The organism is Micromonospora sp. NPDC003197 (genome assembly GCF_053590565.1).
In genome coordinates this window covers 235248-247528 of sequence record NZ_JBSFTE010000002.1, presented here as the reverse complement: position 1 = coordinate 247528, position 12281 = coordinate 235248, and the positions used below count along the sequence as shown (strand labels likewise).

Below are 12281 nucleotides of genomic sequence, written 5' to 3'. Positions count from 1 at the left end.
GAGATTAGTGGGCCTGCGTCGTCCGTACCGAAGCCAAGGCAGGGGTGAGTCGGCCCAGCTCGTCGAGCATCTGACCAGCGGCGGCGTCCAGCGCCTCGGTACGCACCAGCCGACCGTCGGCGTCCAGCGCCTGCCGAAGGAAGATGGTCACGGCCTCGTTGAGCGGCATCATCTTCAGCGTGGTGACCACCTGCTTGATCATCTGTACGGCGCGCAGGCCACCCGAGGTCATGCCGTAGCTGACGAAGCCCACCGGCTTGTACTGCCACTCGCTGTAGAGGTAGTCGATCGCGTTCTTCAACGGCGCACTGAACCCGTAGTTGTATTCCGGCATCACGAAGACGAAGGCGTCCGCCGCGTCGATGGTGGCACTCCAGTCCCGGGTGTGCTGGTGCAGGTAGCGCCCCTCGGACGGGTGGTGCGGTTCGTCGTGGAACGGCAGGTCGATCTCGGCGAGGTCGACCAGGTTCACCTCGAAGCCGCTGTGCTCGGTGGCACGCTCGGCGAACCAGTCGCCGAGCTGACGGCCGACCCGGCCGGGACGGGTGCTGGCAACGAGGACGGTCAGGCGGTACGTCATGGTCGTGCTCCTTCGAGGGATGAGGACTTCGGGTTGGAATTTGCGAGCGGTCGCCCTTCCGTGGCGGGCACGGTGAGCAAGGGAATGAGATAGTGCGCCAACGGGCCGATGGCGACCGCGTACAGCACGGTCCCCACCCCGACGGTGCCGCCGAGCAGCCAGCCGATCGCGAGGACGGTCAACTCGATGGCGGTACGCATCACCCGGATCGAGTGGCCACGCGCGGCCAGGCCGGTCATCAGGCCGTCGCGAGGGCCGGGCCCGAGCCGTGCGCCGATGTAGAGGCCGGTCGCCACCCCGTTGAGCAGGATGCCGGCGAGCAGCAGGCCCACCCGGACGGCGAGGTGCCCAGGCTGCGGCAGCAGGGGCAGGACGACGTCCACGGTCAGGCCGACCACGATCACGTTGCTGACCGTGCCGACGCCCGGGCGCTGGCGTAACGGGATCCACAGCAGCAGCACCACTGCGCCGACCCCGATGACCAGCCATCCGAAAGGCAGCCCGGTCCGCTCGGCGAGCCCCTGGTGAAAGACGTCCCAGGAGGCCAGCCCCAACTGGGCCCGGATCATCATCGCCATGCTCACACCGAAGAGCACGAGCCCGAGATGCAGGTTGACCAGACGAAGGAAGAGTTTCACGATGCCACCCCTTTGGTTGACGTGTCATCAAAATAGCGTTGGGTCGGTGACGTGTCAACTAAACCGGTAAGCTGGCGCCATGGACGAACCACGTTGGCTCGACGATGCCGAGGCCCGGGCCTGGCGGGGCTACCGCCGGATGCGCCGCCTGCTCGACCTCCAACTCAACCGCGACCTCGCCCGAGAGTCGGGACTGTCCGAAGCGGACTACGACGTGCTCTCCGACCTCTCGGAGACCACCGACCACCGGTTACGGCTGACCGAACTCGCCGCCCGGATGCTCTGGTCCAAGAGCCGACTGTCCCACCACATCACCCGGATGCAGCAGCGCGGGCTGGTGACCCGGGAAGAGTGCGCGACCGACGCCCGGGGCTCCGTCGTCGTCCTCACCGAGGCCGGGCTACACGCCATCGAAACCGCCGCCCCCGGGCACGTCGCATCAGTCCGCCGACACCTCATCGACCTACTGACCGCCGAGGAGGTCACGGCGTTGGGCACGCTCAGCAAACGAGTCGTAGACCACCTGGCCAGCCTCGGCGACACCGACGACCGTCGCCCAGAGCCGGATCGGGCCTGATCCGCCGTCAGTCGCGTACCGGCGACCGTTCCCCCGGTCGGACCAGCGCAGTCTCGTACGCCAGGATCACGGCCTGGACCCGATCGCGCAGCCCCAGCTTGGCCAGGATCCGCTTCATGTGGGTCTTGACGGTGGACTCCTCCACAAACAGCGTGGCGGCTATCTCGGCGTTGGACAGCCCTCGGGCGACAAGTTCGAGCACGTCACGCTCACGCGGGGTGAGGGCACGCAGCCGTCGGCTGGCCACCGGGTCCGGCTGCGGCGCGCGGACCATCCGGTCGATCACCGTACGGGTCACCGACGGCGACAGCAGCGAATCACCGGCGGCGATGGTGTGGATGGCGGCGATCAACTGCTCGGGCTGGGTGCGTTTCAGCAGGAACCCGGAGGCACCCGAGGTCAGCGCACCGTAGACGTAGTCGTCGTCCTCGAAGGTGGTGAGGATCAACACCCGGGAGCCGGGTACGGCAGCGACGATCTCCCGGGTGGCCGCGATACCGTCCAACTGCGGCATGCGGACATCCATCAACACCACGTCCGGCCGGTGTTGCCGGGTCCGCTCGATCGCCTGGACACCGTTGGCGGCATCGTCGACCACCACGATCGTCTCGTCGCTGGAGAGCACCGCCCGCAGGCCGGCCCGCATCAGGTCGTCGTCGTCCACCACCAGCACCCGCAGCGGCATCATGAAATCACCCCCGGCACCCGGGCATCCGCCGCTGATCGGGACACCTCAGTGGATCCGGACTCCTCCGCTGACCGGGACGCTTCCGTGGATCGGGACGCTTCCGTGGATCGGGACGCTTCCGTGGATCGGGACGCTTCCGTGGATCGGGCGTGCGGCAGTCGCGCGGAGAGGCGGAAGCTCCGGCAGTCGTCGTCGGTCACATCAAGGGTGCCGCCGAGCAGCAGGGCTCGCTCCCGCATACCCACGATGCCGTGACCACTGCGGCCGGTCGCCTCCACCGGCTCGACCGTCCCGCCCCGCCGCACCGGATTGGTCACGGTGATCTCGACAGCCTCGGGACCGAAGCCGATGGCGACCACGGCGGTACCGGTGCCGTGCCGGGTCGCGTTGGTCAGCGCCTCCTGCAGGATCCGGTACGCGGCCCAGGCCACACTCGGCGGCAGTACGCCCCGGGTGCCGCTGACGTCGGCGGCGATCCGTAACCCGGCGGCCTCGTACCGGCCCAACAGTTCGTCCAGCGCGGACGGATCCGCCGGCACCGGCGAGCCCGCCGGCACATCGTCCTCCCGCAACGCGCCGACCAGTCGGTCGATCTCGTCGATCATGTCCCGGGCGACCCGCTCGATCGTCTCGATCGCGGCCCGGGACCGCTCCGGGTCACGTTCGTGCAGTAGCCGGGCGGCACCGGCCTGGACCAGGATCACGTTGATCGCGTGCCCGGCCGAGTCATGCAACTCCCGGGCAATCCGGGTACGTTCCCGCGCGGCAGCCAGCCGACGCTCCCGCTGTGCCTCCCGATCGGCCCGACTGGCGCGTTCAGCGAGCGCGTCCAGCCGCTCGCGGCGCAGCCGGGTCCGGTCCCCGGCAATCCACAGCCCGGCGAAGAACGCTGGCCAGACCAGCACCAACGTCACCATCGCCCGACCGGAGATGCCGGCCGCCGCGTAGCCGACCGTGACCACCACCAGGAAGCCGACAATGGCCAGCATCGCGGTCAGCCGCCGGGCCAGCCGGCGCTCGCCGCTGTAGGCGACCGCGACGCTGTACGTCGCCACCGCGACCCCGACCGGTCCGTCCAGTGAGTAGCCGAGCCAGAGCAACACCAACGTGGCCACGGCGATGACCAGGTAGGCGGTGAGCGCTCGGGTGCGCCGTACGACCAGCGGCAGGCTCGCGAAGGCGGCCAGGACCGCCCCGACCACGTCAAGCCCCCGAGCCCCCGGGTACGGCGAACCGAAACCCCGGGCGGCGAGGATCGCGAGGGTGGCCCCGAACACCAGCCCGGCGACCCCGGCATCGATCGTCAGACTTCGCCGCGTCACGGTTCGAGGGTAGGTGGCCGTCGGCCGCCCCGGAATCACTCGCCGGGGGTGCTCGGCCTCCCTCCTCAGGGGTACGCCGGTATCGCCCCGGCGGGCGTTTCCGCTGACTGTCCTGAATTCCTAGCGTCCCGGAGGTAGTCGAGGAAACCGATCCGGGAGGTCAGACCACCGTGGCAGCCATGCGCCAGTCCCATCCCCAGCCCACCACTGGAGCAGACCCGGGTACCGGCCGACGGGCCAGCGGCTTCGAGCGACTGGCCGGCTGGTCGTACCGGCACCGATGGTGGCCGCTGGCACTGTGGGTGGTCGTACTCGCCACCGTCACGGTCGCCGCGCAACTGGTCGGCAGCGACTACCGCAACGACTTCTCGTTGCCCGGCACCGAGTCGCAACGCGCCGCCGACCTGCTCCAGGACCGGGCCCCGACCCGCGCCGGGGACACCGTGCAGATCGTGCTGCGGGACACCGGCGGGCTGACCGAGGCGCACACCCAGGCCCGGGTGACCGGAATGCTCGACGAGGTACGGCGACTGCCACACGTGGTGGCGGTGGTCGACCCGTACACCGGTCCCCACGCGATCTCCCCGAACGGCACCATCGGGTACGCCACGGTCACCCTGGACGGTACGGCGCAGGAGGTGCCGGCCGACGCCGTCCGTACGATCGTCGACACCGCCCAGGCGGCCGGCGGCGACGGTCTCCAGGTCGAATTGGGCGGCGATGCGATCCGCACCGCCCAAGCCAGCGGGGGCGGCCCGGTTGAGGGAATCGGGCTGCTCGCCGCCCTGGTGGTCCTGGTGCTGCTCTTCGGCTCGTTGCTGGCCGCCAGCCTGCCGATCATCGTGGCGATCTTCGCGGTGGGCGGCACGATCGGCCTGCTGGTGCTCGCCTCCCGGGTGGCGACCGTGGCCGAGTTCACCGTACCGCTGATGATGCTGGTCGGGCTCGGCGTCGGCATCGACTACGCCCTGCTGATCTTCTCCCGGTACCGCGCCGAGCTGATCGCGGGTGCGGATCGCGAGCAGGCGACGCGTACCGCCCTGGACACCGCAGGCCGGACGGTGCTCTTCGCTGGTGGCACAGTCATCATCGCCCTGCTCGGCCTGATCGCCCTCGGCCTCGGCTCGCTCCAGGGCGTCGCCGTGGCCATCGCAGTCACCGTTCTGGTCACCATGGTTGCCGCGCTGACCCTGCTGCCCGCCCTGCTGGCCATCCTTGGCGGCCAAATCGAACGAAACGTACGACGTCGGGCGCAACGCCGGGGGACGGCCACCGAGGGCGCGGGCTGGCGGCGGTGGACGGTCGGGGTGGAACGCTATCGCTGGTTGGCGCTGCTGGTGCCGGTCGCCGCCCTGCTGGCCCTGGCCGCGCCGACGCTCGGCATGCGGCTCGGCTTCGCCGATGCGGGCAACGATCCGGTGTCGTCGACCAACCGGCGAGCCTACGACCTGCTCGCCGAGGGATTCGGCCCCGGGTTCAGCGGTCCGCTGATCGTGGTCGTACAGGGTGGCGACACCGTGTCAAGCGGCGGACCGACCGGGCAGGACGGTGGGCCAGTGGGCGATGCCGGGCAGGACGGTGGGCCAGTGGGCGATGCCGGGCAGGACGGTGGGCCAGCGGCGCAGGCTGCGTACCGGGCGCTGGCGGTCGCCCCCGGTGTGGCCGCCGCCGTACCGCCGGTGGCCTCTGGTCCGGGCCTGGCCATGGTGCTGGTCTTTCCCGACTCGAAGCCGCAGGACGCCCAGACCGGCGAGTTGGTGAGCCGACTCCGCGACCAGGTGCTGCCGTCCGTGGCTCGGGAGACGGGCGCGACGTTCCTGGTCGGTGGCGGCACCGCCGCCACGGTGGACTTCGCTGATGCTGTCGCCGCCCGGCTGCCTCTCTTCGTCGCGATCGTGGTCGGTCTCTCCGCGCTGTTACTCCTGCTGGTCTTCCGGTCGCTGCTCATTCCGGTCAAGGCCGCGCTGCTCAATTTGCTCAGCGTCGGCGGGGCGATGGGGACCATCACCCTGGTGTTCCAACACGGCATGTTCGGGGTGCAACCCGGACCGATCGAGGCGTTCGTACCCGTGATGATCTTCGCGATCGTCTTCGGCCTCTCCATGGACTACGAGGTGTTCCTGCTGGCCCGGATGCACGAGACCTGGGAGCGGAGCCGGGACGCGAGCCTGGCCGTCCGGGAAGGACTGGCCACCACGGGACGGGTGGTAACCGCTGCCGCCGCCATCATGATCGTCGTCTTCGGGGCGTTCCTGCTCAGCCCGGACCGGATGCTCCAGCAGTTCGGTCTCGGTCTCGCCGTAGCGATCCTCCTCGACGCCGTCGTCATCCGATGCCTGATCCTTCCGGCGGTGATGCGGTTGCTCGGCACCCTGGCCTGGTGGCTGCCGGTCTGGCTCGATCGGCGACTGCCCCGGCTGGCCCTGGAGCGCAGCTGAGGCGGGTTGCAGCCCCGGTCTACCCGATGCGACTGTCTGCCACGGCCGAAAGCAACAGCAGCTGCGCCTGTACGTGCTTGCCGATCATCGGAAGAACATCAGCAATCCCAGATCACCGAGGACATCCGCATCACCCGCTCTACGACCGATGAGTCCCACCGCGAGGTCGTGTTCGTACGTCGCCGGGCGGTCAGGGCCTGGCGAAGTCCTGCTGAGGCGGGTGGCGACTCTGCAGATCATCGCTATGGTCCAAGGATGTTCATGCCGGAGCCCGCCTTCCTCATCCACGCCGCGCTCGCCGACGGCGTCCATCGCCACCTCGGAAGGTGACCCCGCATGCTGACCGACGTCGTACTCCGGAATTTGCGCTGCCCGGTCTGCGGACTGGCGCTGGCACTGGCCGAAACCTCGATCCGGTGCCCCCGGGGACACAGCTTCGACATCGCCAAGCAGGGGTACGTCAATCTGCTCACCGGGCGGGCCCCACACGTCGGGGACAGCCCAGAGATGGTCGCCGCCCGGGAGGAGTTCCTCACCGCCGGCCACTACCAGCCGATCTCCACCGCCCTGGCCGAAGCTGCCCTCCTCGAAGCCACCCGGGCTGAGGCTAACCAGGACGAGCCGGGCAACGCCGAACCGAGCCGGCCAGTTGACGCCAAACCGGGCCGGCCAGTTGACGCCAAACCGGGCCGGCCGGTCGACGCCGACCTCGCGGACGCTGATCGGGCCGGGCGGAGGTCGTACCCGCCGTTGGTGGTCGACGCCGGAGCCGGCACCGGCCGGTACCTGGCCGAGGTGCTCGACGCCTGGCCCACCGCCGTCGGTCTCGCCCTGGACGTCTCGAAGCCGGCGCTACGTCGAGCGGCCCGGATCCACCCACGGGCCGGTGCCGCCCTGGCCGACACCTGGCAGCCGCTCCCCCTGGCCGACGGGTCGGCGACGGTGCTCCTCAACGTCTTCGCGCCCCGCAACGGCGCGGAGTTCCGGCGCGTCCTACGGCCCGACGGCGCCCTGCTGGTGGTCACCCCCGCCGCCGAGCATCTCACCGAACTGGTCGACGGGCTGGACCTGTTGCGGGTCGACCCGGACAAGGCCGAACGGGTCGCCGACAGCCTCTCCGGCCAATTCACCCTGGCCCGACAGACCGAGCACACCAGCCGGCTCCGGCTGACCCGACGGGAGGTGCACACCCTGGTCGGAATGGGCCCCAGCGCCTGGCACACCGACCCGACCACCCTCGCCGACCGGATCGCCGCCCTGCCGGAGCCGGTCACCGTCACCGCCGCTGTACGCCTCGGGATCTACCACCCGCGTTGATGTTAGGAAGGGCCCCTTCTTATCGCATTTTGCATAGGAAGGGGCCCTTCCTAACAGCTGGGCGGCTCAGATGGAGAGGTCGACCTCTTCCCAGCCACCGGGTGGATCGTGGTACGGACCACGGAAGATCACCGCCCACTCCAACGCCCAACGGCGCTGCCCGATGGCGTTGGCGTCGATCAACCCGGGTAACGGAGCCCCTACCCGCTCCGCCTCCAGGTAGCCCCAGTCCAGGCAGTAGTGGAAGTCGAGCATGGTGGCCACCTCGACCGGCCCCCGGGGCGCGGCCAGCGAACGCGACCGCCAGTCGATGAACGTCTCCCCGACCGTCAGGTTGGGGAGCTGGGCCAGAAGGCGCTGGTCACTCGGCACGGTCGGGTCGAACTGGCGGGTCAGGCCAAGCACCCAGCACAACGCGAAAACCGCGTCATGATGCAGTACGAACGAACGGTGGTCGCCCGTTCCCGCCGCGATGAAATCCCACTCCGGCGGAGTGACCGTCTCGGTCAGACCCGACGCGGTCAACCAGCTCACGGCGGTCTCCGGGGTCATTCCGAAGCACCGCGCCATAATCAGTTGCAGTACGGCGGTACGCGCCTCGATCTCGCCGGTCGGACGCAACTCGACCTCGTCCCCGGGCTCCCACACCAGCGGAAATTCAGCCGGCGGTAGGGGCAGCCCGAGGTGCTGCAACTGTTCGATGTTCGCCGCCCGGACGGCTCGCGGATCGGGCGCGGGTACGCTCACGGTTTCTGGTCCTCGCTGCTTGACGGCGGCGGGCGGCTGGCGGCCGGATGCCGGATGCCGCCACCTCGACGGTTGCTCCAGCGTCCACTTCCCGGGCAACCGAATCCCGCTTGGCGTCGCCGAATATAGCCGGTGGTTCGGGGCCGAACCGTCAGGGAGCCGGGCATGCCGAGCGACAAGCTGGTTACACCACCGGCCGATGACGCAGACCAGGTCGGCACGGTCGAGGGCGGCGCGCAGCGGGCCATGTTCAGACGCATCTGGGAGACCATCCGGGCACCTGTCGTGGACCGGGTGCGTCTGGCGACGATTAGGGGCTACCGCCGCTGGTTGTCACCACACTGGCCAGGTTGTCACCACACTGGCCAGGGCAGTGCCGATTCACGCCGACCTGCGGGGCGTACGGGCTGGCCGCAGTGGAGCGGTGCGGACTGGCGGTGGACGGTCGGATGGCCGCCGAGCGGGTACGCCGTTGTCGTCCCGAGACTCCGCACGGCACCCACGACCCGGTCCGCTGACGACACGAACCGAGTCGGGTGACGGGAGAGCTCAGGCGATCCGGTCGATGACCAACGGCGTACGGCTGGGCGGCGTGGCCGAGATGGTGACCGCACGGTCGGCGTCCACCCGGGCCGCCGGGATTCGGGCCGCATCGTCGGCCCGCAGTTCAAGCAGCGGCTCACCGGCCCGGACCGGGTCACCGGGCTTCTTGTGCAACACCACGCCGGCGGCGGCGCTGACCGGGTCCTCCTTGCGGGCCCGGCCCGCGCCGAGCCGCCAGGCGGCGATCCCGATCGCGTACGCGTCCATCGTGTCCACGAAGCCGTCCCGGTCGGCGCGTACCACCTCGACCTCGTTGGCGGTGGCCAGCGGGGCGTCCGGGTCACCGCCCTGGGCCCGGATCATGGCCCGCCAGGAGTCCATCGCCCGCCCGTCGCGCAGTGCCGCGGCCGGGTCGACGTCCGGCAGTCCCGCCGCGACCAGCATCTCCCGGGCCAGGGCCAGAGTCAGCTCCACCACGTCGGCCGGGCCGCCCCCGGCGAGCACCTCGACCGACTCGGTCACCTCGACGGCGTTGCCCACGGTCAGACCGAGCGGGGTCGACATGTCGGTGAGCAGGGCGACGGTGTTCACTCCGTGGGCCGTACCGAGTTCGACCATGGTGCGAGCCAGTTCGCGGGCGTCGTCGACCGAGGTCATGAAGGCACCGGTACCGACCTTCACGTCCAGCACCAGGGCACCCGTACCCTCGGCGATCTTCTTGCTCATGATCGAGCTGGCGATCAGCGGGATCGCCTCGACGGTGCCGGTGACGTCGCGCAGCGCGTACAGCTTGCGGTCAGCGGGGGCCAGCCCCTCGCCGGCGGCGCAAATCACCGCGCCGATGTCACGCAACTGGGTGATGAACTCATCGTTGCTCACCCGGGCCTGCCAGCCGGGGATCGACTCCAGCTTGTCCAGCGTGCCGCCGGTGTGGCCGAGTCCCCGCCCGGAGAGCTGCGGTACGGCGGCACCGCAGGCGGCGACGAGCGGAGTGAGCGGCAGGGTAATCTTGTCGCCGACGCCGCCGGTCGAGTGCTTGTCGACGGTGCGGCGGCCGACCCCGGACAGGTCCAGCCGTTCCCCGCTGGCGATCATCGCGGCGGTCCACCGGGCGATCTCCGGTCCGGTCATGCCCCGCAGCAGGATCGCCATGGCCAGCGCCGACATCTGCTCGTCGGCGACCTGCCCCCGGGTATACGCGTCCACCACCCAGTCGATCTGCGCGTCGGAGAGCACTCCACCGTCGCGCTTGGCCCGGATCACGTCGACCGCCGCGAACCCACTCACGTTCGTCGTCCTTCCCTGGCCCCTGCGGTAACGCCGGGCCGTCCGTACTGTCGGGGCGTTAGGAAGGGCCCCTTCCTATACAAAAAGCGATAAGAAGGGGCCCTTCCTAACACCAAAAAACACCAAAAGCTCAGCCCACCCAGCGGTCCGGGATCTCCGTAGGCGGGTCTCCCTCACCGGCCCAGAGCATCGTCCCGTCGGCTTCGACCACCACGACCCGGGGCGTACGGGCGTGGCCCCAGGCCACCGCCTCGTCCGCATCAGGCCAGTTCGGCCCCTCCTCCAGGACTCCGGGCTCGGCACCCTCGCCCCCGCCGGACCGCTCCCAGTAGGCGGTCCACACCTGCTGGCCAGCGGAGACGTCAGGGTGCACGAAGACCGTGCCTCGCCCCCGCCAGGCGGCCAGCCGTTCGGGCACCGTCGGCAGTGACCTTTCCGCCGCGAGCGCCTCCAGGTCCGCCACCCCGAAGGCGTGCGGCAGCAGGTCGCTCACCCGCAGCGGGGCCGGGTCAGCCTCGACCAGGCAGTCCGGCCCGCCCTGTTCCCACAGCAACTGTCGGCAGCGCCCGCAGGGCATCAGCGGCTCACCGGTCGCCCCCACGCAGGAGAGTGCGACCAGTCGGCCACCGCCGCTGGCGTGCAGCGCGGAGACCACACCGCACTCGGCGCACAGCACCACGCCGTACGCCGCGTTCTCCACGTTGCAGCCGACCACGATCCGGCCGTCGTCAACCAGCCCGGCGGCACCGACCGGAAACTTCGAGTACGGGACGTACGCGTGGCGCATCGCCTCGATGGCAGCAGCACGTAGCTGCGCCCAGTCGACCTGGTTTGTCACCGTTCCATCCTGCACCTGACGGGTCAGCTCTTCACGTAGGGCTTGCCGGCAGCCGCAGGGCCCCGGACCTTGCCCACCAGTCCGGCCACCGCCAGCATCGTCGCCAGGTACGGCAGCATCGACAGGAACTGGCTGGGGATGATGCTGTCGATGGCGCTGAGGTACGTGGCGAGCTGGTCGGCGAAGCCGAAGAAGAGCGCGGCCAGCAGCGCACCGGTGGGGCTCCACCGCCCGAAGATCAGTGCGGCCAGCGCGATGAAGCCCTTACCGCCGATCATGTTCTTGGTGAAGGTGAAGAGCGCCAGCGTGTAGGAGGCACCACCGATACCGGCGACCATCCCGGCGAGCAGCACGTTGCGGTAGCGCAGCCGGAGCACCTTCACACCGAGGGTGTCCGCGGCGGTGGGGTGCTCGCCCACGGACCGGGTACGCAGTCCCCAGCGGGTACGGTACAGCCCGATGTAGATGACGAAGACCAGGATCAGCGCCGTGTAGAGGAAGATGTTGCCGCGGAACAGCGCCGGCCCGAGCACCGGAATGTCCGACAGCAGCGGGATCTCCCAGTTGGTGAACCGGGGCGCCTGGTTGTACTTGGCGGTGTTGGTCTGCATCAGCCGCTCGTAGAGGAACCCGGTCACACCGACGGCGAACAGGTTCAACACGATGCCCATGACCACCTGGTCGACCAGGTAGCGGATGCTGAAGACCGCCAACAGCAGCGAGATGAACGCGCCACCGATGGCAGCCGCGACCAGACCCACCCAGACGTTTCCGCTGATCGAGCCGAAGAGCGCCCCGGAGAAGGCCCCCATCAGCAACTGGCCCTCGATGGCCACGTTGACGATGCCGGAGCGTTCGCAGAGCAGTCCGGCGAGCGCGCCGAAGATCAGCGGCAGGGCCAGGAGGAACGTGCCCCGGACCATGTTGACCATCGGCATGAAGTTCTGCCCGGTCGGTGCGGTCGACACCTGCCAGCAGAGGAAGGAGAGCACGAAACCGATGACGCCCAAGCCGACCAGCAGACCGAACCACCGGTCCGGTACCCCGATCAGGAAGGCGAGACCAGCCGCCGCCGCCACCACCCCGAAGGCGATCGCGCCGACCGTACCGTTGATCTCCAACGCGGCACCAGCTGCGTCCTCGCTGAGGGTGAACCGGGCCGCCTGATCGGTGGCCAGCGCCCCGAACAGCACCGCCGCGATCACCCCGAGCACCGCCAGGATGGCACCTGTCTTGCGGTTACGGGTCCAGAACCCCTTGTCGACCGGGGCGACCGCGACATCCTCGACAGCCATGGTGGACATAG

The 12281-nt window shown here is 69.7% G+C and carries 13 protein-coding genes; 4 read left to right on the top strand and 9 right to left on the bottom strand.

The window, feature by feature from the left end; all coding sequences use genetic code 11:
- Positions 1-4 precede the first annotated feature (4 nt).
- Complete coding sequence (locus ACWDV4_RS03375) at positions 5-580, bottom strand: NADPH-dependent FMN reductase (RefSeq protein ID WP_449974499.1); 576 nt, start codon at positions 578-580, stop codon at positions 5-7.
- Entirely contained in the window at positions 577-1158 is a 582-nt protein-coding gene (gene yczE, locus ACWDV4_RS03370) for a membrane protein YczE (protein WP_449974679.1), read from the bottom strand. The genes ACWDV4_RS03375 and yczE overlap by 4 nt, the downstream gene beginning before the upstream one ends.
- Positions 1159-1297: 139 nt before the next feature.
- On the opposite strand from yczE, the gene ACWDV4_RS03365 reads away from it, so the two are divergent.
- Positions 1298-1795, top strand: a complete 498-nt coding sequence (locus tag ACWDV4_RS03365; RefSeq protein WP_449974497.1) for a MarR family winged helix-turn-helix transcriptional regulator — start codon at positions 1298-1300, stop codon at positions 1793-1795.
- Positions 1796-1802: 7 nt separating this feature from the next.
- On the opposite strand, the gene ACWDV4_RS03360 is transcribed toward ACWDV4_RS03365, so the two are convergent.
- Both ACWDV4_RS03360 and ACWDV4_RS03355 read right to left on the bottom strand, forming a co-directional pair.
- The gene (locus tag ACWDV4_RS03360) at positions 1803-2483 is read right to left on the bottom strand and encodes a response regulator (RefSeq protein WP_449974495.1); all 681 of its coding nucleotides are present in this window, start codon (positions 2481-2483) and stop codon (positions 1803-1805) included.
- Positions 2480-3805: a histidine kinase gene (locus ACWDV4_RS03355; RefSeq protein ID WP_449974493.1), complete on the bottom strand. Its 1326-nt coding sequence runs from the start codon at positions 3803-3805 to the stop codon at positions 2480-2482. Before ACWDV4_RS03355 ends, ACWDV4_RS03360 begins: the two co-directional genes overlap by 4 nt.
- 179 nt (positions 3806-3984) lie before the next feature.
- Between ACWDV4_RS03355 and ACWDV4_RS03350 the strand changes: the two genes are divergently transcribed.
- Positions 3985-6243: an MMPL family transporter gene (locus tag ACWDV4_RS03350; protein ID WP_449974491.1), complete on the top strand. Its 2259-nt coding sequence runs from the start codon at positions 3985-3987 to the stop codon at positions 6241-6243.
- Positions 6244-6327: 84 nt separating this feature from the next.
- Here the strand turns inward: ACWDV4_RS03350 and ACWDV4_RS03345 are convergent, their stop codons facing one another.
- The gene (locus ACWDV4_RS03345; protein ID WP_449974489.1) at positions 6328-6561 is read right to left on the bottom strand and encodes a hypothetical protein; all 234 of its coding nucleotides are present in this window, start codon (positions 6559-6561) and stop codon (positions 6328-6330) included.
- 18 nt (positions 6562-6579) lie between these two features.
- Here ACWDV4_RS03345 and ACWDV4_RS03340 point away from each other — a divergent pair, with 18 nt between their 5' ends.
- Positions 6580-7560, top strand: a complete 981-nt coding sequence (locus tag ACWDV4_RS03340; RefSeq protein ID WP_449974487.1) for a putative RNA methyltransferase — start codon at positions 6580-6582, stop codon at positions 7558-7560.
- 66 nt (positions 7561-7626) lie between these two features.
- On the opposite strand, the gene ACWDV4_RS03335 is transcribed toward ACWDV4_RS03340, so the two are convergent.
- Positions 7627-8307 (bottom strand): DUF4272 domain-containing protein, encoded by a 681-nt coding sequence (locus ACWDV4_RS03335; protein WP_449974485.1) that lies wholly within the window; start codon positions 8305-8307, stop codon positions 7627-7629.
- A 350-nt stretch (positions 8308-8657) separates the two neighbouring features.
- Here ACWDV4_RS03335 and ACWDV4_RS03330 point away from each other — a divergent pair, with 350 nt between their 5' ends.
- Entirely contained in the window at positions 8658-8825 is a 168-nt protein-coding gene (locus ACWDV4_RS03330) for a membrane protein insertion efficiency factor YidD (protein WP_449974483.1), read from the top strand.
- A gap of 31 nt (positions 8826-8856) precedes the next feature.
- Here ACWDV4_RS03330 and ACWDV4_RS03325 read toward each other — a convergent pair whose 3' ends face one another.
- The 3 genes from ACWDV4_RS03325 to ACWDV4_RS03315 all read right to left on the bottom strand — a co-directional run bounded on the left by ACWDV4_RS03325 (position 8857) and on the right by ACWDV4_RS03315 (position 12279).
- Entirely contained in the window at positions 8857-10137 is a 1281-nt protein-coding gene (locus ACWDV4_RS03325) for a thymidine phosphorylase (RefSeq protein ID WP_449974481.1), read from the bottom strand.
- Positions 10138-10267: 130 nt separating this feature from the next.
- Positions 10268-10975 carry a cytidine deaminase gene (locus tag ACWDV4_RS03320; protein WP_449974479.1) on the bottom strand — a complete coding sequence of 236 codons (708 nt, stop codon included), beginning with the start codon at positions 10973-10975 and terminating at the stop codon, positions 10268-10270.
- Between the two features lie 23 nt (positions 10976-10998).
- Positions 10999-12279 (bottom strand): ABC transporter permease, encoded by a 1281-nt coding sequence (locus tag ACWDV4_RS03315; protein WP_449974477.1) that lies wholly within the window; start codon positions 12277-12279, stop codon positions 10999-11001.
- Between the last annotated feature and the right edge of the window lie 2 nt (positions 12280-12281).

Coding starts and splice junctions, on each gene's coding strand:
- ACWDV4_RS03365 (WP_449974497.1), top strand. CDS start 1,298: ATGGACGAACCACGTTGGCTCGACGATGCCGAGGCCCGGGCCTGGCGG.
- ACWDV4_RS03360 (WP_449974495.1), bottom strand. CDS start 2,483: ATGATGCCGCTGCGGGTGCTGGTGGTGGACGACGACGACCTGATGCGG.
- yczE (WP_449974679.1), bottom strand. CDS start 1,158: ATGGCGATGATGATCCGGGCCCAGTTGGGGCTGGCCTCCTGGGACGTC.
- ACWDV4_RS03340 (WP_449974487.1), top strand. CDS start 6,580: ATGCTGACCGACGTCGTACTCCGGAATTTGCGCTGCCCGGTCTGCGGA.
- ACWDV4_RS03375 (WP_449974499.1), bottom strand. CDS start 580: ATGACGTACCGCCTGACCGTCCTCGTTGCCAGCACCCGTCCCGGCCGG.
- ACWDV4_RS03315 (WP_449974477.1), bottom strand. CDS start 12,279: ATGTCCACCATGGCTGTCGAGGATGTCGCGGTCGCCCCGGTCGACAAG.
- ACWDV4_RS03350 (WP_449974491.1), top strand. CDS start 3,985: ATGCGCCAGTCCCATCCCCAGCCCACCACTGGAGCAGACCCGGGTACC.